Raw genomic sequence first — 18,943 nt, 5'->3', positions numbered from 1 at the left:
GTCGTTAGTTGAATGTTTTTCATTTTGTCAGTACTATGAATATATCACGGCACGTTTAAAGAGGTGGGACCTATGACAGAACAAACTGCTCCTTCTAGAAAAGGACGATTAAAACAAATCCTTCAAGTCTTTTTGAAATACAAAGTCGTTCAAAATATCAGCAAACAGCAGCATCCCGAAATGGTGCGTCAAGCGTTTGAAGAATTAGGACCAACATTTATCAAAATCGGGCAGATGCTTTCGGTCCGCAATGACCTACTTTCCAGCACTTTCGTTGATGCCTTCAAGCAGTTACAAGACAATGTCAAAAGCGATCCATTTCCCAAGGTCAAAGCACTGCTGGAAGCAGAACTACAGCAGCCACTAACGAAAGTTTTTTCCGCTTTTGATGAAATCCCAGTCGCCTCAGCTTCCATCGGACAAGCCCACCGAGCAAACTTGATCAGCGGCAAAGAAGTGATCGTCAAAGTGCAGCATCCGGGAATCATTGCGGCGATTCAAGTGGATCTCGATCTTTTTGAAAAGGCTCTACCGTTGGTTCGTGCAATTCCAGAAGCCAATGTGGTGGATTTAAAAAGCGTGTTAAGCGAAGTCAGACGATCCCTTGCCAATGAAACAAATTTTTTACAAGAGATGAAAAATGCGCAGGAATTCTACCGTAACAATCACCAAAACCCGCAATTGGCATTGCCAAAAGTTTATCCCGAATGGTGCACCCAAAAAGTATTAGTCATGGATTACATGGCCGGTGAAAGTTTGAACTGCTTGCTGACCCGCAGCAATCAAGATATCGTTTATGACAATCAGTCCGTGAAAGCAGTGAAAAAACAAGTGGGAACGCTATTAGTCGAAAACTTTATGAAGCAAGTCTTTGAAGATGGCTTCTTTCACGCTGATCCGCATCCTGGCAATCTTTTTTTACATGTCTTCACAGATCAAACCAACCGACCAAAACCATTCCAAGTCAAACAGCGCGTCGGTGTCCTCGGCGGTGTTGATTATTCATTGAAGTGGCAAGAAGAAGCGATTATGCCGCCTTACCAAGTGATTTTCTTAGATTTTGGGATGATGGGACATTTGGATCAGTCATTACGCAGTCGCTTAGCTGATGCATTGATTGCTTTGTATACCCAAGACACCCAAGAAGTCGGCAAAGCTGTCTTGCGTTTGTGCAACAGCAGCGGCAGTTCCTTTGATGAAGTCGCCTTCTATCAGGATCTTCAAAAATTTGTTGAAAACTACTATAATATGCCGCTAAAGGATATCGACTTGCAAAAAGTGATGGGGGAAGTCATCACGATCTGCCATGATAACCAACTGCAGATGCATCGAGACATCACCTTGCTGATTAAGGCTTTTGGCACCTTGGAAGGTGTGATCAAAGCCTTAGACCCCGAATTATCAATGATGGAAGTCACTCAGCCTTTTGCACAAAAATATTTCTTACAGCAGCTGAGTATTGAAGACGAGGTGAAAAAAAGCGCCTTGGCAACCGCAAAAAGCTTGCGGGCACTTAGCCATCTTCCTGATCGGACCTTGGCTGTCTTAGACACTTTTGCCACTGGTAAACACCGGTTAAATTTAGAGATCCGCGAACAAAAACAGCTATTGGACCGCTTTGATCAGATGGTCAATCGACTGGTAATCGGTATTATTCTAGCTGCGGTCATCCTTGGCTCTTCCTTATTGGTGGTCGCCAGCCCGCAACAAGGAGCCTTCGTCCATCAGATGGGGATCTTCGGATATACCTTGGCATTTTTCGCGATCGTAGCTTTAGTCGGCAAATACTTTTATGATCGTTTTCGTAAGAAATAAATAAGCACCTTCAATTCCCGTGTTTCATGCAGAAGCTGGGTCTTGAGGGTGCTTATTTTGCAAGGGTCTGTCGCAATTCGTTTTCAAAGATTCGTTTGAAGGCTTCCCGATCCTCTTTCGTAAAGGGCTTCGGTCCTTTTGTGCGCTTGCCTGCTTTACGCATCTGCGCACCTAAATAGCGTTGACCTAATAAAAAATCGATTGTTTCTGGCAAATACTCTGTACCGTTATGGTGAAAAACTCGTGCTTTTTTGGGCAAGACTAACGATGCTAAGCCATAATCTTGGGTGACGAGAAAATCGCCGGGTTCTATCTCCTTCACGATTTCATAATCCGCGCGATCCGAGCCTTTGTCGACATAGACAAAGTGGACATGGGCGGGATAGTCTTTGGTCGTATAATGATCGACACTGGTCACGATCACTACCGGCAGCTGATACTGCTGAGCCAGTTCAATCACTTCATTTTTCACCGGCGAACCGTCGCCGTCAATAAAAAGCCGCATCTGCTTGCTCCTCTCAAAAGTTCCTTCTTTTACAATTACTTCTATTGTAAGAGGAGCACCTAGAAGATGCAAGCAGACTTTGCGGTATTTTCATTTCAGTCTTGCTCAATGAGGGAATAAGAATGACGATCTTTGTCTCACTAACTAGCAGTTACCATATGCAAAGCTCACCTTTCAATTTTAGAAAATGCTCGTTCCTTCAACTCATAAACGACATCGCAAGCCTTTGCTACTTCTTGTTCATGGGTCACTAAGATGATACATTTTTTTTGCTCATGGGCAATTTCTTGAAATAGTTTGACGATTTCTTTAGATGTCGTTTCATCCAAGTTTCCAGTCGGTTCATCGGCTACGATCAGCTCATGTTCACAGCACAACGCGCGAACGATAGCGACCCGTTGCTGTTGCCCACCCGATAATTGGGTCACTTTTTTCAGTGCCAGCTCTTCCGTGATACCAACTTTGGCTAAGTTAGCTAAAGCATAGGCCTTTTTATCGGCTTGCTGCGACTTCGCGATCGCCATGGCTGTGATCACATTGTCCAGTGCCGACATATAAGGCAATAGATTATACGCTTGGAACACGATGGAAACATCTTTGCGGCGGTATTCTCGCAATCCGATTTTTGCTAACGTTTCTTCGTTGTAAAGGATCTTTCCTTCTTTCGGGGTATCTAGGCCCGTGATCAGCGACAGGAAGGTTGTTTTCCCCGATCCGCTGGAACCTAAGATCGCATACATCTTGCCAGGTTCAAAGGTCAAATCAACGTCACGAAACAGCGCTTCTGCTTCGCTTTGATACCAATATCCTAATTGTTCTGTTCGTAATGTCATGTCGTTCCTCCTAAGAAACCAAGATTTTTTTCGGATTCAACCGCAAAATGCCCGCGGAAGAGAGTAAGATCGAGCCAAAACTGATCCCTAGACCGAGTAATGCCAATAGACCAATTTGTTGAGGGGAAACGGTGATTTCTAAGGACTCCACTTCTGCTGATTGGGTGAAGGATGGGAAAGAACCCCCACGATTTCCGCCCATTTGCGGCATCTCCCCGCCTCCAGGACCAGCGTTTTCAGTGGCTGCTTGATCAGTCGTTGTCTCTGTTTGTTGTGCCAATAATTGCTCTCCGACGGCATTACCGACAAGATTGCCGCTAGCGGCCGCGATCCCTAAAGCAAACACCATACAGACAAAAATCTCTGTGAAAAATTGTAGGATCACTTTGGCCCGTGACTCGCCTAAAGAGAGCAATACGCCAATCTCATAGCGACGTTCCCGAATCGACATCATCACGATCAACGTCAAAATAATGATACCGGCAGCAGCAACTAACACAATAATATTTTTTGCAAAGCTAGCGACATTATTCAATGGTGTCAGCATCGACTGATACATTTGATCGTTGGTTTGAATGCTGTAGGTTTCTGTATCGATCAACCCTTCCGCTTCTTCCACGAATGCTGTCATCTCAGACGGATCACTCAAGGTATAGGTTGCCGAGTCAATGGTGTCCTCATTGCCGCTCAACGTATTGGCAAGGGTATAAGAAGCAAAGATCGTGTTGGCTGGATTGAGAAAGTTGAACATTTGGCTCATGCTGTTGCCTACTTCACTCGTTTCATAGATTCCCTTGATCGTCACTTCGACTTCATTGTCCTCTGCATCAGTGATCGAAAACGTATCTCCGACTGCCAAATCATTTGCTTCAGCCAACGAGGATTCGATCAGTACTTGGTTCGTGCCTTCATCCTCAGAAGTAATGCCTTCTCCATCCGTGATCGTCGCTGTTCCTTCCGAAAAAGTCGTATACGCCGCACTAGTTGATACACCAGTGATTTGGAAATCACCCGTACTCATATTACCGCCAGGCATTCCTCCTGGCATACCGTCCATTTGCCCCGTCTCGCTGCTATCGGTTGCTTCTGACTCTGTCGATGAGTCACTGCTGGAGATCGGTTCGATCCCGCTGACGGCATCAGCAGAGGTGCTGACTTCAAAACTATATGAGGCAACCCCGTCTAAATCGGCGATCGCTTGGGCATCAGTAATCGCTACTGGTGTCGATTGAAAACTCCCTGGATCTGGTCGGGTGCTTTGGTCATCGCTGTCAGAAGAAGAGCTCCTTTGCTGAAAAGCCTGCTCGCGGTTTGCTTGCAACGTCACAGTTGCGCCAACACTTTTCTGGGCATTTTCAGTCGCTACTAGTGCCGCACTGCGAATCGTCAGACCCGCCAATACAAAAATCAAGATTGCAGAAAATACGGCGATCAGCAACAGGCTCCGGCCTTTTTTCGCCCATAAACTTTGGAGACCTCGTTTCAAAAAATTCATCTTTGTTCCTCCTGAATAGCTATTTATTGTCTTTCGACTATAAGGATCCTAGCTTAAATTGACCTTAAACCGTCTCCTGATTTTTTGAATCATAGAAACAGACCGCAACGACTGCCTGCGATCTGTTCGATTTATTGATAACCATTTGGTGATGATCGGTGAAACTTCAACTAACGACCAAAACCACCGCCCATCTGATTGGTTGTCGCTGTTGCACCTGATTGGGTCAAGTTAGCGATAGTATCCGTGACGGACAATGTTCCTAACTCTGTCCCATCACTGAGGGTTCCGCCAGCATAATAACCGGAGACTGCTTGTGCATCATTCGTCCCACCACTGACCAACGTATAGCTGCTATCGGTCAAATCTGGGCTGGAAAGAACCACGTGTTGGTAGCTTTTGCTTGGGGCATAGGACAAGATCGTCTGACCTTGACTGTCCTTTAAGGTCACTAGGGTCTCGGCTGATTGGGTTTGATCGAAACTGATTCCGATCGACTGTTGACTACCACCGCTAACGTTCATGGCCATATCGGTCGTGCCTGCCGCTAACAAGACGCCGCCGGTGAGTTCAAATGTGCCGTTATAGTCCAAAGCACCATTGCCACCGGTCGTTGGACCATTTACGATGACGACGCCATCACTCATGGTGACATTGCCATTACTATCCAGGCCATCCCCTTCGGCATCAATGACCAACGTTCCACCAGTGATCGTGATCTGTTTACTGTCATCCGCGGTATCGCCGCCGCCAGGGCCGCCGCCAAAACTGTCTTGACCAAATTGTCCCGTTGTTTCATCCGTATCACTGCCACCACCGGCATTGATCCCATCATCGCTAGCCACGACGTGTGTCGTGCCACCTGCAATCGTGATTACACTTGCTTCTAATCCTTCATAGGATTCTTCGATAGAAATCGTTCCGTCGGAGATCGTCAATTCATTGTCGGCGTGGATCCCATCATCGCCACTGCTGGCAGTGATCGTGCCACCTGCAATGTTGATCGTATCATTGGCATGCAAGCTATCATCCGCACTATCGATCGTAAAGGTGCCGCTGCTGATGGTCATCACACCGCCAGCTTTCAATCCTTTGTAACTTTCATCCGTCACTAGCGACTGACTTTGGGCTCCGTCAGCCGTTTTGATCGTGATATCAGCTGATTGGATGCTTAAATTTGTTTCTGCTTGGATCCCGTCACGACCACTTTGGATCGTAAAGGTACCACCATCGATCGCAACGTAGCCTTTTTCCGCATCTTCCGTATTATTCGCTTGGATACCATCTCCTTCAGTGGTGTTCAGTGTGTAGTTCCCCGCCAAGATCGATACGGAATCTTTTCCTTTGATGGCGTTGTTTTTCGCTGTGATTTCAATCGTACCACCTGCTAAAACCAAATCATCTTTGCTGCGCAATCCGTTGCTGTAATTTCCTGTGATCACCAACGTCCCATCGCCGTTGATGGACAAATCTTCTTTACTATAAAAGGCAGCATCTGGTTCTGTCTCGCCTTCAGCCAAGGTGTAGCTGCTGCCATCCGTCAGAGTATTCGTCGTATCACTGGCTAAGGTCGTGATGACTTTTTCTGCTTGTTCGATGACGACGGCCGCCCCGTCTTCATTGGTGATCGTGACACCAGCAAAGATCAGATGGACTTTTTCTTCTTTGTTGACGTTGACAACCAGTTGGCCATTACTTAACGACCCGCTGACGACATAGGTGCCGGCTTGGGTGATCGTCACGGTTTGGTCTTCCACTGAAACGCCATCAACAGCCGTCGTGTCGCTGCCATTCAATTCAAGTTGCGTAGCAGTTGCCTCATCGTAGGAAGCATCAACATCTTCTTCTTCGTAACTACCGTAATAGTCCACAGAATCATCAAGGGTCGTTGAAACGTTGGTCACTGCGGCAGAACCGGAAACTGCTGCTGCGGAACTGGAACTGCTGCTCGTGCTAGTACTATCGGTTTGCCCGCAAGCGCCTAAGAGCAGCGATGAGAGCAAGAGTGGATAAATGAGTTTTTTCATAAAAGGTTCCTCCTTCTACAGCTCATCGCGGTTAGCGGTGAGCTTGCCTAAAACAACAGGTAAATTGCCATTACGAACCCGAACTTCATCAATGATTTGCTTTTCTTGCGCTTGGTCTTTTAACAGCAACTGATAGCGCAATTCATACAAGCTTCCCATCGTCGTCGTTCGAACCGATGTCAGTTTGGCAGAATGCGTATATTTTTCAAAGAGATCATCGAATAATTGTGGATAATCCAAATCTTCCGGAATCGTGACCTTCAGTTCCCGTTCACTCGTGGCTTGTCGATCGCCAAAGGGCATCGTATATAAAAGGGTCAAGAAAAGCGCCACGATAATGGAAAAAATGACAACATAGCCGACATACCCCATCCCAGTTGCCAGACCGATCCCCATCGACCAAAAGACGCTGGTAATCTCTCTAGAACCCCCGGGAACCGAGCGGAAACGAATCAAACTGAAGGCACCTAAGATCGCCACCCCTGTGCCAAGATTGCCGTTGACTAGCATGATCACCGATTGAACGAGAATCGGTAAGACTGCCAAGGTAATGACGAAGTTTTTCGTATAGACATTGCGGATCATATGGATCGCTGCCACTAATAATCCTAAAAGCAATGAGGCGGCGATACAGATCAATAAGCTACTCCATTCAAGGGTGCTCGTATCGCCAGAAAATAGACTAGATAACATGTAACCGTTCCTCCTTCTTGAATAAATGCCGTTGATAGGTTTGGGCATATTTTGAAAAGCTGCCTTTGCGCACACTGTATTTGTTCAGCAGTTCCACAAACCATATTGGATAAGAGCCGAGGGCTTTGACTTCCATCAACACTCCGACTTCCGGTGCTACTAGTGCACCGTCACTACCGGAACCTAACATGAGATCGCAGGTGCGAAAGCGAATGTTTTGATCGAACGTCACGCGAAATTCACTATCATCATCAACAAACAGCGACAGGCGATCATAGGCAATCAAGACTTTTGGTAGCAGGTCCGGGTTTTTCTTAAATAACCAGTGGATCTCCGCGGCGATTTGCGGGGCTTCCTCCATTGACGGCAAGACCCCCGTTTGCAACCAGCGGCAATAGTCAGCATAGGGCATCGGAACGCGGCGTTTGTAGACCACGCCACTGACTTTCTTCTTGATCTCTAAAAAAATCAACTGTTGCTCTGTCGGTACCCCATAGCTGCGGACCCGAAATTTTTCTTTGTATTTCGGTTTGTCCATCGAATGACGAATAAAGCGGTAATCCTGGGTATCATAATACAAGGACATAATCGTGTGTTGCCCATATTCATCGATCGCCATTTTTTGCTGCAACCCGCCAAGAAATGCTGGAAATTGCTCCTTAGTCAATAGATATTTCGTCTCTTTTCTTTGAAAGACTTTTTTTAATTTCATAAAATGTTCCTCCCTTGAAATCCATGCACTGAATTTACGGCAGCTATCTTAAATGCAGCTTAAGACAAAACAGTTTTTTTAAGCATTTTTTATGCTATTCGTGCTATTCTTATCCTTAAAGAGGTGGGAACATGATTAAATTATTAGTAATCGAAGATGACAAAACATTATCTGAAAATATGAAAGAGATCGTCAGCGAAATCGGTGAAGTCACGCAAGCATATGATGGCAGTGAAGGCTTGTACGAGGCGGAAACGGGGATCTATGACTTGATTATTCTTGACTTGATGATGCCTGAGATGAACGGCTATGAGGTGCTTTCAGCATTACGAAAAAAAGGACTCCAAACACCCGTCCTGATTTTAACAGCCAAAGACGGCTTAGAAGACAAAGTAACCGGCTTTCAAAAAGGGGCTGATGATTATTTGACCAAGCCTTTTTATCGGGAAGAATTATTGATGCGGATCAAAGCGTTGCTAAAACGCTCCTTAGGTTTGTTCAATGAAAATACACTGGAATATAATGGGTTGCTCTGTAACCTTGGCACCAACGAGGTCAGCTATCAAGGGGAGCTTTTACCGATTCAAGGGAAAGAATTTGAGCTACTGCTCTATTTTCTACAAAATAGAAACATTATTTTGACCAAGGAACAGATTTTTGATCGCATCTGGGGGTTCGATTCAGAAACGACCTTGACTGTCGTAGAAGTCTACATGAGCAATCTGCGAAAACACTTGCGCCAGACAGGAATCGACAAAGAGATCCGTACGTTGCGAAATGTCGGCTATATTATGCAAGGAGCCTAGTCTATGAATAAAGAACGCTCTAAGAGACAACGGCTGCACTCCTTTCTCCTAAATGTCAGTGCCTTTGCTTTGGTCTTCTTACTTTTAGGAACGATCGTGCTCCAATTATTCAACCAATCGGCTTATCGTCAAACCGATATTTCTTTGGAACAAGCAGTCAAAGATACCCGCTTGATCCAAGCTGAGATCAGCGCTTCACAATCCAATCTAGAGGTATTGCCACCAGATAGTGCAATGCCGAAGATCCCTGGTACCAATCGCTTCAACACCCAGTTGATCCTCTGGTCTGAGGACGGCGAGATTTTAAACAAACAGACTTTAGGCGGCCGTTTTTCACAATTGGCAAGTCTATCTTTAGATACGAGCCATTTAGACAGTATCACGTCTTTTTCAGTGGTGGATCAGTCCTTGTCAGAGGAAGAAGAGACACTTTTGTTTCGCTCAATCACCACCAAAGCCCCAACCAATGACGCCGGGGTCGGCTATATCCAAGTCTTAGCGAACACCAATCAAATCAAAAATGCCATGAACAATTTCCAAACCATCTTGATTTTATCGATGATTTTTTTCTGGATTCTCTCGATCGGGATCAGCTACTTGCTTTCCAGCTTGAACATGCGCCCAATTTTAGCCTCGTGGAAGAAACAACAAGAATTTGTCGAAAATGCTTCTCACGAGCTGCGCACACCATTGACGATCATTCAAAATAGTCTGGAGCGCCTGTTTACCAAGCCCAATCATACGATCATTGAAGAATCTGAAAGCATTGCACAAGCGTTAGCGGAAACCCGACGGCTAACTGGATTAACGGCTGATCTACTAACGATTGCCCGCAGTGATTCCAATCAACTGCTGTTAACGAAAGAAACCGTCGAATTAGTTCCGTTTATCGATGACTTAGTCAAACCTTTCAAAGAAATTGCCGAACTGGATCAAAAACATTTTATTGTCGAAAATTTTGCCAAAACGACCGCTTGCTTTGATCAAAAGAAAATTCATCAAGTCCTCGTGATTCTCCTAGATAATGCCTTAAAATATACCAGCAGTGGTGATAAAATTACGCTCTTATCGGAGATTTCTAACAAGCAATGGCTGATCGAGGTCAAAAACACGGGACCAACTATTTCCGATGAAGAGAAAGCTCGCATCTTTGACCGCTTCTACCGCGAGGATCGTTCTCGCTCCAAGGAGACCGGCGGCTATGGTTTAGGCTTAGCGATCGCCAAGCAAATCGTCGAAGAGCACAAAGGACAAATTCTGGTCAAAGATCTGCAGCCACGAGGGGTTATTTTTCAGATTCGCTTACCTAAAGAAGGATAAAGGAGAAAAAAATGCAGGTCATCACCCTTAAAGAACACCCTGAATACTTAGCAGAAGCGATCCGTTACTTCCAAAAACAGTGGGCTGGCCCCGATTCCCTCATGGTTTATGAAGACAGCCTGACCCATAGTTTTTCAACAAGCATTTTGCCGCAATGGCTACTGCTGGTCAATGATGAGATGGCATCCGACGGACCTTATCAAATCATCGGCTGCGGCGGCTTGATCCCCAACGACTTCATCAGTCGGATGGATTTGACGCCTTGGCTTTGCGCCTTGTATGTGGACCCTTTGTGGCGTGGCCAAGGCGGTGCCCGCCTTTTGATCGAAACAGCTAAACAGCGCGCTGCTGGAGCTGGTTTTGATTCTCTGTATCTATGTACGGATCTTTCTACTTTTTATGAGCAGTTTGCTTTCGAACCGATCGGCACTGGATACCACCCTTGGGGAGAGTCTTCCACCATCTATCGCTGTTCTCTCACGTAAATAAACAAAAAAAAGCTGTGAACAAAATTGTTCACAGCTTTTTTCACTCACAGTACTATTGCTAGTAGAATACCCTATCTCCACAAAAGGAATATTCCGACACCCTACAAATCCGGTAGGTTGCTTACGCGGTGTGCCTCTGCTATCAATCTGGTCAGCTAATGCTAGACCTTCTCGACTCGTCGCATGAGGATTACTTTACCATAAAATTAGTCGGAATACTACTGTTTTTTTTTATAAAATCAAAAACTGCGGATAAACATCTTTCAAGAAAGAGCACTTATCAGCAGTTTTACATGAACCAGTTGTTTCTTCTCAAAAGAAACGTTCAAATCGATGGATTCAAGAAACCTTAGGATAAGAAGGTTGCCACTTTGGTCGTAATCAAATCAATGGCTACGTGGTTTTCGCCGCCTTCTGGTACGATGACATCAGCATACCGTTTTGTCGGTTCGATAAATTGATGATACATCGGTTTTACGACCGTCAAGTATTGTTCGATCACAGAATCCAACGTCCGGCCACGCTCTTCCATATCACGTTTGATCCGGCGAATGATGCGAATATCATCATCTGTATCAACATAAAGTTTAATATCCATTAAATTACGCAAACGTTCATCTTCTAAAATCAAGATCCCTTCCAAGATAATGACTTCTTTGGGTTCTTGAATGATCGTTGCTTCGCTGCGGGTATGAGCGACATAATCATAGACAGGTTTTTCGATCTTTTGATATGCAAGCAGCTGCTGCAAGTGATCGATCAACAAATCAGTATCAAATGCAAAAGGATGGTCATAGTTGGTGTTCAACCGTTCTTCAAAGCTCAGATCACTTTGGTCTTTATAGTAGGAGTCTTGTTCAAGCATCATAATAGAATGGTTGGGGAAATGATTAAAGATCGCCCGACTCACGCTTGTTTTTCCACTACCTGATCCACCTGTCACACCAATAATAATGGGCTTGCCATTCGTCATTCAATTAACCTCTTTCATCTTAAAAAATTCACACTGGTTCTATTATAGCGAAAATTCGGCAAATTACTACTGTTTCTGTAGAATCAGTGCTGCAATAAAGGAAGTAATTGCTGCAAGCGTTCGATCTCAAAGGTAGGCTGAATCTCACCACTGTTTTTTTTCTTTGGATTAAACCAAATCGTGTCGATCCCTGCCAATTGTCCGCCTAAGATATCTGAAGTCAGTGAATCGCCAATAATGACTGTTTCTTGTTTTTTAACGTTTGGTATGCGGGCAAACACGTAGTCAAAATATTCTTTCATTGGTTTTTGATAACCCGTGTCTTCTGAAACAAAAATATCACGGAAATAGGGCTTCAATTTGGCATCTTCCAAGCGACGGTACTGGGTTTCAGAAACCCCGTTCGTAACCACGTATAGGTCAAAATGCTGCGCCAACTCCGCTAAGATCTCATCACTGTTGTCTAACAGTTTATGTCCTTCATTTAGAAATTCTCGGTACGCCAATTCAACTGCTGGACTATCGACCTGAATGCCTTGCGTTTCAAAAAACAAGCCGAAACGCTCATTGATGACTTGGTCTCTCGTGATTTTCCCTTGCTCAAACTGCTGCCACAAATCATGATTGATCGTTTGATAGCTTTGTTTGCGCTCTGGAGTCATTTCCAAGCCATGAGCTTCAAACAGTGCTTTTAAGGCTTGATCTTCGGTATCTTGAAAGTCGAGGATCGTGTCATCGACATCAAATAATAATGTTTTATACTTCATTTTCTCCCTCTTTCTCAGCGGAAATGCGCCGCCAGTCCTTTTAATTCTTCTTGCGTCAGCGAGCGATAACTGCCCACTGCTAAATCATCTGGTAGAACCAGCGAACCCATCGCTGTTCGTTTCAGCTGAATGACTTTTTTCCCTCGGGATAAAAACATCTTTTTCACTTGATGGAACTTGCCTTCAGCAATTTCTAACGAAACAAAGGAATGATCCGCTCGGGCATCGATGATCGTTAGGGCAGCTGGTTTGCAAGTGACACCACCATGAAAGGTGATCCCTGCAGCAAATGCCGCCACATCCTCAGGAGTCACCAAGTCATTGACCACCACTTCATATCGCTTGGTCACCTTTTTGGTGGGATGCAGCAAGTCATAGCCTAACTGACCATTCGTCGTAACTAATACCAACCCTTCCGTGTCCCGATCCAATCGACCGACGGCATAAAGATCAGGATGTTGATCTTCGGGTGCAATCAAAGCGATCACTGTCTGGTGCTGTTGATCCAGATTGGCTGTAACGACACCCTTGGGCTTGTTGACGATATAATAGCGTTCCTGTGTTTCCAACTGCCGCCCCGCAACCATGATTTGATGCAAGCTGCTATCGACGTTGCGCTCGGGCCTTCGCTCAATCCTATGATCCACAAAGACCTTTCCTTGCTGGAACAACCGTTTCATCTCTTTCCGAGATGTATTCAATTGTTGCTCAATCACTTTATCTAAACGCATAAATTTTTCTCCATAGTGGCTATTATAGCTTAGGATCTAGCGAAAGGAAACTGCCAGGATTTCAAATGATTTGACTTTCTTTGTCTTTTTGCGTAAGGTTAAAGAGTAAAGTAAATATAGTTTCTCATACACAGCGTTATGACCTGGTGGAGAAAAGTTGAACCAAAACTTTCTGGGGCAGTTGTGTACACAACTGCCCTTTTGCGTGTTTTCACTCACGTACCACTTAATGTGCAGAGTTAACAAAATTTGCTTAAAAAATCTCGTTACTAACGAGAAAATTTTAGGAGGAATTGAGTTATGTCAGTATCATTAGAAGTTACGAAAAGAGAAGTTCGCCCACGTTCTTTACGGAACAAGTTGCGTCACGAAGGAAAAGTACCTGCAATTGTCAATGGGTACAAAGTAGAAAGCACACCGATTGCTGTCAATGCAGCAGAATTAGAAAAAATCTTGCGTGAAAATGGATTGAATACCGTAATCACGATCAGTTTAGAAGGCAAAAAAGTCAATACACTGATCAAAGAGTATCAATCAGATACCTTCACACGCAATTTAACCCATGTTGAATTCCTATCTGTCGATATGAATGAAGAAACAGAAGTAGAAGCAGAAGTAACCTTAATTGGCGAATCTGCTGGTGTCAAAGCTGGTGGTGTTCTAGCACAAAACTTGTATACAGTCGTTGTATCAGCAACACCAGACAAATTGCCTGAACGTGTTGAGATCGATGTGACGTCATTAGAGATCGGCGATTCATTAACAGTGGCTGATCTGCCTAAGAACGACGAGTACACGATCGTGACCGATCCAGAAGAACAAATCGTTGCGGTTACTGAACCACAAGAAATCTCTGAAGATGACGAAGCCGGCGAAGCTGCTGAACCAGCAGTTATCGGTGAAGACGAAGAGTAATCATAGAACACCGTTCTTAAGACCACGTCTTCAATCAACAGACACTTCTAAGAAATGTAGGACTCTTGAAGGGATTTCCCTTCAAGAGTCCTTTTCATTCTTACGAAGAGCTGGTATGCTGCAACTGACTATTTCCCATTGAAAGACGTCTTTGGGAAAGCTTGGTCCAGCCAACCCAACAAATTTTTAAGAAAATAGTTAAAATGCGTCGCTGACCAAAAAGAAAAGCAGAAGTAGTTGCATTTTTGACGGTTCTTCATTATGATAAATAGACAAATTTGATGTTAATGGCAAGCCTACTTGAAGGAGGGGTTTATTATGTTTGAAACATTTGATGATCACCGCAGTCGTTACGCTTCTGGCGGTATTGTTCAAACACTACCTAGCGAACTGATCGATAGTATCTGGTTAATCATTGATCTTGATTTAAAAGGGTTTATTCCGTTGACAAATCTGCTCACCTTTGAAGTCCAAAACAATCATGGTCGTGTCACCCTGCTTTTTTCTCAAGCCCAAAGTCAAATCGAACTTGGTGTTGATCTACCGTACCGGTATTCCGACCTGTATCCCCAAAAAGTCTATGTATATGACGATGGGCAACGGCAAACGATTTTATTGCCTAGCGAGACTCGTTAACGCCCATTCGCCATTCTCTTTTTATAACGACACCTATATAAAAAACCACCCTTTTTATTTTAGAAGGCGGTTTTTTTTGCATACCTCCTTTCATTTAATTCTGTCTAGCAGCAATTTCAAATAAATACTCGACAAAAACATCGTTTTTTATTACGTTTTATTGACTATTTTTTGCGAGTGAAAATAACGAATGAAGTTCCCTTATAATAAGGACAGTTGCAAAATTTAGCTGAAAGAGGTGCATGATGTTGAAAAATATCCTTGAAAAAGATATTATGCAAATGCTGCGACTCTCCACAACACTTTTAACCGAAAATCCCCTGCCTTTGAATAAAGCTGCTTCCGCCCAAAATATCTCTGTCAAAACGATCCGCCGGCTGCTGTCAAGCTATTTAAACGAGGACCCATTCTTCCACTATGATGTACAACAAGGGCACATTCGTGCAGACCGTCATTTGCAGCAATCAGCCAGTTGCACCCTCCCCCATATGGAAATGATTGCTGCATTATTCAATAAAAGTGCAAATTATCAGCTACTCTTGCTCTTGTTAAAAATGCCGACTATTTCCTTTGCAGATCTCTACAAACGCTATTATCTCAGCCCATCCAGTTTGCATCGGCGCTTTTCATCCTTTTCTAACTTTTTAGCACCTTATCAACTAGCTATCGATCGCCGCAGTTATCCTTTAATCACTGGCAACGAACGACAACTGCGCTATGTGCTTTTTCGCCTTACCCTCCTAGCAAACCCAGCGCTTATCTCCCCCAATCAAGCGTTTCAGGAGCTGACACAAATCCATCAGTTACGGAAAACTGCTTTTTATCCCAACACATCAATCACGTTTACTCAACAAGTTTTTCCCAAACACTTTGTTCCAAGTTTCTACTTAGTCGGCGAACGCAGCTATTTGTTTTTATGGAAACAGCTTCTAACACTGGAGCCTTTCTATGTACCTGCAGAAGAATCTGGCCTCTTATGCCAAATCATCACCCCAGTTTTGAGACAGTATCCAATCGAGCAGCCGTTAGAGGTTCTTTTGCCGAAAATTTTCCAAGCCCATCTGCTGGGGGCATTATTGGAGGGCAATTTATTTGTCTACCCGCCATTAAATCCTCGCTTATCTGAACGTTCACAACGCTTGGTCCGTGCTTTCTTGACACAGCTTCCCCACTACGAAAAACTTTTAAAGAAGCATCCCGAGTTGCCCTTACTCTATGAATGCATTTGGCAAGACGTCTCTTTCTTCCAACCCATCATTGCCTTTCCGCAACAAAAAGAGCGCCCACTTGAATAGCGGTACGCTCTTTTTAAAATCATTTTACTATCAGTGAATTATTTTGCGTCAGCATCAACGATTTTCACTGAACCTTGCCATTGTTCTTCAACAAAATCTTTGATTTCGTCTGAATGAAGCACTTCGATCAATTTCTTGATTTTGTCGCTATCTTCGTCACCACTGCGGACAGCGATCACGTTGACATAAGGAGAATTATCCGCTTCTAATAAAACAGAATCATCCGCTGGGTTCAAATCGATCCCGAATGCGAAGTTCGCATTGATGGCAATTAGGTCTGCTTCGTCGTTTTGATAAGCAGTCGCCAAAAGAGATGGATCGACGTCATGTTTAAATTCTAAGTTTTTCGGATTTTCAGCAATATCATCAAAGGTTGCCGTTTCTGTATCAACGCCGTCTTTTAAGGTAATCAAGTCAGCATCTTGTAAAATCGTTAGGATACGACCCCAGTCAGATTCAGAAGTGGAAGTAAGAACCGTTGCACCATCTTCTAGTTCTGAAATATCAGAGATTCGTTTTGAGTAAAGACCCATTGGCTCGATATGGATCGCACCGGCATTAACAAAGTCATAGCCATTGTCTGCGATTTGTTTGTTCAAGTAAGGAATGTGTTGGAAGTAATTGGCATCGATATCGCCATTTTCCAATGCTTTGTTTGGCAACACATAATCATCGAAGGTCTTGATTTCAAGATCAATGCCTTCTTCTGCTAGTAAAGGTTTGGCTTGTTCTAAAATTTCCGCATGAGGCGTAACCGATGCACCGATCACTAATTTTGTTGATTCTCCCTCAGCCGCAGATGAATCAGAGCTTCCTGAATTTGAGCCCGTTCCACAAGCAGCTAAAGCGGCAGTTAACAATAAGGTTGTTGCAATACCAAAAATCTTTTTCATATCCATTTCCTCCCATATTTTCCACTTTTTGTTCTTCGTTTCATTTACCGTTTATCGGTGGCCTTCGCAAGGAAATCGCCGACCCCTTGGATAATGAAAACGATAATTAAAATAATCACTGTTGCAACAAGCGTAACAGTGTAATTTCCACGTTGAAATCCTTCTTGCCAAGCCAAAGCGCCTAGCCCACCGGCACCAATCGCACCTGCCATGGCGGTATAACCAATCATTGAGATCGTTGTGACCGTCAGTCCTGAAATCAATGCCGGAACACTTTCTGGAATCACGATCTTATAAATGATTTCCCAGTAACTGGCGCCCATCGCTTCGGCGGCTTCAATCACACCAGGATTGACTTCACGAAAAGCAATTTCCACCATCCGAGCATAAAACGGCGCAGCCGATAAAACTAATGCTGGGATCGCTGCTTTTGCCCCTAGGAACGAACCGACTAATAATGTTGTAAACGGAATGATCAAGACCATCAAAATCATGAATGGCGTTGAGCGAAAGGCGTTACTGATGATGGAAACCACATTATAGAAAATGTTGGCTCCCGCCGTTTGTTTACGCCCTAGTGAATAAAGCGCCAATCCTAGAAGCAAACCGATCACAACCACTAAAACCATTGAGAAAAAAGTCATAAACAAAGTGTCCAGAGTGGCTTGCTGCATGTTGGTCCAGTCGACTTTTTCAAAATTAAAATAGGTTTCTACAAATGACTTATCCACGTTCAATCACCTCCACGCCCACTTGCTGCTCTTTGAAAAAGGCGATCGCTTTTTCGACCTCACTTGCTTCACCTGTCAATAAGACCGTCAAGCCGCCGAAGGATCCTTCATTGGTTTGTTGGATCTTTCCGTAAACGACATTGACATCGATCTGAAAGCGGCGGATCGCTTGTGAAATCACTGGTTCATTGGCGTTGTCTTGTGTGAATGTCAAGGTCACTAAATGCCCTTGCGGATTTTCTCGTAAGAAGGCTTGCCGTAGTTCTTCAACATCTTCTTCTGGTTCCAAATCTTGCTGAACAAAACGTTTGGTCACTTCTTGCTGCGGGTTACGGAAAACCGATTGTACTGATCCTTCTTCAACGATCTGCCCATGCTCCATCACCGCGACCTTGTTGCAGATTTTACGAATGACGTTCATTTCATGGGTAATCAGCACGATCGTCAAATGCAATTTTTTATTGATGGAAAGTAAGAGATCCAACACTTCTTCTGTTGTTTGTGGATCTAACGCACTCGTTGCTTCATCACACAGCAAAATTTCTGGTTCATTCGCTAATGCACGAGCAATCCCGACTCTTTGCTTTTGCCCGCCAGACAATTGTGCCGGATAGGCAGTTTCCCGTCCTTCCAACCCAACTAATTTAATCAGCTCTTGCGCTCGTTGACGTCGTTTTGCTTTTTCAACGCCAGCCAACTCCAATGGCAATTCGATGTTCTCCGCCACCGTTCGAGACCATAATAGATTAAAGTGCTGAAAAATCATGCCGATTTTTTTGCGGAAGTTTCTCAATTCTTTGTTTTTCAATGCCAAAATATTTTGACCGTTAATGACTACATCTCCTGCTGTCGGCAATTCTAAGCCGTTCAACAAACGAACTAATGTACTTTTCCCAGCACCAGAGTAGCCGACGATTCCATAGATATCGCCTTTTTCCACTTGCAGTGAAACATCATTGACGGCGTGGACAGCCGTTTGCTTTTTGCCGAATGACTTTTTTACATGCGACAATTCGATTAATGCCATGTTATTCCCATCTTTCCTCTTTGGTTGGTTAAACACAAAAAAAGCTCTCATCCTCTGTACATTATACTGTTACAAAGGACGAAAGCACAACTTCCGCGTTACCACCTTGATTTACTGTCGATTCGCATCAACAGCCTCGCTCAGTACTTGAATTGCTTCGCATACTGCTGCACTGTAACGGGTGCCTCCCGTGATAGGCTTGTTTCCACTCACCTATCATGCTCAAAGACCATCTTCCATCCTCTCTCCGTTGCCCATTTGCACCAAACAGGGCTCTCTGT

19 protein-coding genes and 1 other annotated feature (1 of these 20 cut by a window edge) are annotated in these 18,943 nt (G+C 44.2%); of the genes, 7 read left to right on the top strand and 12 right to left on the bottom strand.

The features are described from left to right. The first annotated feature begins 72 nt into the window (after positions 1 to 72). Positions 73 to 1,815, top strand: a complete 1,743-nt coding sequence (locus IGI89_RS07210; RefSeq protein ID WP_086298287.1) for an ABC1 kinase family protein — start codon at positions 73 to 75, stop codon at positions 1,813 to 1,815. A 52-nt stretch (positions 1,816 to 1,867) separates the two neighbouring features. Here the strand turns inward: IGI89_RS07210 and IGI89_RS07205 are convergent, their stop codons facing one another. The 6 genes from IGI89_RS07205 to IGI89_RS07180 form a co-directional block, all read right to left on the bottom strand. After that, the gene (locus tag IGI89_RS07205; protein WP_015510428.1) at positions 1,868 to 2,320 is read right to left on the bottom strand and encodes a YaiI/YqxD family protein; all 453 of its coding nucleotides are present in this window, start codon (positions 2,318 to 2,320) and stop codon (positions 1,868 to 1,870) included. Between the two features lie 167 nt (positions 2,321 to 2,487). Continuing rightward, positions 2,488 to 3,153: an ABC transporter ATP-binding protein gene (locus IGI89_RS07200; protein ID WP_008379404.1), complete on the bottom strand. Its 666-nt coding sequence runs from the start codon at positions 3,151 to 3,153 to the stop codon at positions 2,488 to 2,490. 10 nt (positions 3,154 to 3,163) lie between these two features. Next, the gene (locus IGI89_RS07195; RefSeq protein WP_438735476.1) at positions 3,164 to 4,648 is read right to left on the bottom strand and encodes an ABC transporter permease; all 1,485 of its coding nucleotides are present in this window, start codon (positions 4,646 to 4,648) and stop codon (positions 3,164 to 3,166) included. A gap of 170 nt (positions 4,649 to 4,818) precedes the next feature. Further along, entirely contained in the window at positions 4,819 to 6,675 is a 1,857-nt protein-coding gene (locus IGI89_RS07190) for a carbohydrate-binding domain-containing protein (RefSeq protein ID WP_016621916.1), read from the bottom strand. Positions 6,676 to 6,690: 15 nt separating this feature from the next. Next, entirely contained in the window at positions 6,691 to 7,368 is a 678-nt protein-coding gene (locus IGI89_RS07185; RefSeq protein WP_005233649.1) for a DUF4956 domain-containing protein, read from the bottom strand. Next, complete coding sequence (locus IGI89_RS07180) at positions 7,358 to 8,080, bottom strand: polyphosphate polymerase domain-containing protein (RefSeq protein ID WP_438735475.1); 723 nt, start codon at positions 8,078 to 8,080, stop codon at positions 7,358 to 7,360. Before IGI89_RS07180 ends, IGI89_RS07185 begins: the two co-directional genes overlap by 11 nt. A gap of 131 nt (positions 8,081 to 8,211) precedes the next feature. Between IGI89_RS07180 and IGI89_RS07175 the strand changes: the two genes are divergently transcribed. The 3 genes from IGI89_RS07175 to IGI89_RS07165 are packed head-to-tail and all read left to right on the top strand — an operon-like array spanning position 8,212 to position 10,691. Then, positions 8,212 to 8,886 carry a response regulator transcription factor gene (locus IGI89_RS07175; protein WP_005233644.1) on the top strand — a complete coding sequence of 225 codons (675 nt, stop codon included), beginning with the start codon at positions 8,212 to 8,214 and terminating at the stop codon, positions 8,884 to 8,886. Positions 8,887 to 8,889: 3 nt separating this feature from the next. Then, complete coding sequence (locus IGI89_RS07170) at positions 8,890 to 10,206, top strand: sensor histidine kinase (protein WP_005233642.1); 1,317 nt, start codon at positions 8,890 to 8,892, stop codon at positions 10,204 to 10,206. An 11-nt stretch (positions 10,207 to 10,217) separates the two neighbouring features. Continuing rightward, complete coding sequence (locus IGI89_RS07165) at positions 10,218 to 10,691, top strand: GNAT family N-acetyltransferase (RefSeq protein ID WP_196043802.1); 474 nt, start codon at positions 10,218 to 10,220, stop codon at positions 10,689 to 10,691. 352 nt (positions 10,692 to 11,043) lie between these two features. Here the strand turns inward: IGI89_RS07165 and udk are convergent, their stop codons facing one another. The 3 genes from udk to IGI89_RS07150 form a co-directional block, all read right to left on the bottom strand. Then, positions 11,044 to 11,667, bottom strand: coding sequence for a uridine kinase (udk, locus tag IGI89_RS07160; protein ID WP_194188231.1), 624 nt, complete (start codon positions 11,665 to 11,667; stop codon positions 11,044 to 11,046). Between the two features lie 83 nt (positions 11,668 to 11,750). Continuing rightward, a complete protein-coding gene (locus tag IGI89_RS07155; protein WP_016612934.1) occupies positions 11,751 to 12,434 on the bottom strand; it encodes a YjjG family noncanonical pyrimidine nucleotidase in 684 nt (227 codons plus the stop codon). 14 nt (positions 12,435 to 12,448) lie between these two features. Further along, positions 12,449 to 13,165: a 16S rRNA pseudouridine(516) synthase gene (locus IGI89_RS07150; protein WP_016612935.1), complete on the bottom strand. Its 717-nt coding sequence runs from the start codon at positions 13,163 to 13,165 to the stop codon at positions 12,449 to 12,451. A gap of 300 nt (positions 13,166 to 13,465) precedes the next feature. Here IGI89_RS07150 and IGI89_RS07145 point away from each other — a divergent pair, with 300 nt between their 5' ends. The 3 genes from IGI89_RS07145 to IGI89_RS07135 all read left to right on the top strand — a co-directional run bounded on the left by IGI89_RS07145 (position 13,466) and on the right by IGI89_RS07135 (position 16,011). Next, positions 13,466 to 14,080, top strand: coding sequence for a 50S ribosomal protein L25/general stress protein Ctc (locus IGI89_RS07145; protein WP_438735474.1), 615 nt, complete (start codon positions 13,466 to 13,468; stop codon positions 14,078 to 14,080). A 318-nt stretch (positions 14,081 to 14,398) separates the two neighbouring features. Then, positions 14,399 to 14,716 (top strand): DUF960 domain-containing protein, encoded by a 318-nt coding sequence (locus IGI89_RS07140; RefSeq protein ID WP_005233624.1) that lies wholly within the window; start codon positions 14,399 to 14,401, stop codon positions 14,714 to 14,716. A 242-nt stretch (positions 14,717 to 14,958) separates the two neighbouring features. Next, positions 14,959 to 16,011, top strand: coding sequence for a helix-turn-helix domain-containing protein (locus tag IGI89_RS07135; RefSeq protein WP_438735473.1), 1,053 nt, complete (start codon positions 14,959 to 14,961; stop codon positions 16,009 to 16,011). A gap of 38 nt (positions 16,012 to 16,049) precedes the next feature. Here the strand turns inward: IGI89_RS07135 and IGI89_RS07130 are convergent, their stop codons facing one another. The 3 genes from IGI89_RS07130 to IGI89_RS07120 are packed head-to-tail and all read right to left on the bottom strand — an operon-like array spanning position 16,050 to position 18,662. Then, positions 16,050 to 16,904 carry a MetQ/NlpA family ABC transporter substrate-binding protein gene (locus tag IGI89_RS07130; protein ID WP_010749087.1) on the bottom strand — a complete coding sequence of 285 codons (855 nt, stop codon included), beginning with the start codon at positions 16,902 to 16,904 and terminating at the stop codon, positions 16,050 to 16,052. A 44-nt stretch (positions 16,905 to 16,948) separates the two neighbouring features. Next, entirely contained in the window at positions 16,949 to 17,635 is a 687-nt protein-coding gene (locus IGI89_RS07125; protein WP_005233617.1) for a methionine ABC transporter permease, read from the bottom strand. Continuing rightward, positions 17,628 to 18,662 carry a methionine ABC transporter ATP-binding protein gene (locus tag IGI89_RS07120; RefSeq protein ID WP_008379383.1) on the bottom strand — a complete coding sequence of 345 codons (1,035 nt, stop codon included), beginning with the start codon at positions 18,660 to 18,662 and terminating at the stop codon, positions 17,628 to 17,630. The genes IGI89_RS07125 and IGI89_RS07120 overlap by 8 nt, the downstream gene beginning before the upstream one ends. A 71-nt stretch (positions 18,663 to 18,733) precedes the next feature. After that, positions 18,734 to 18,943, bottom strand: a binding site (T-box leader); it runs 40 nt beyond the window's last position.

It is taken from the genome of Enterococcus sp. AZ141 (genome assembly GCF_051714385.1).
Lineage (GTDB): Bacteria > Bacillota > Bacilli > Lactobacillales > Enterococcaceae > Enterococcus_D > Enterococcus_D entomosocium.
This window is presented reverse-complemented; position numbering and strand designations above follow the sequence as displayed.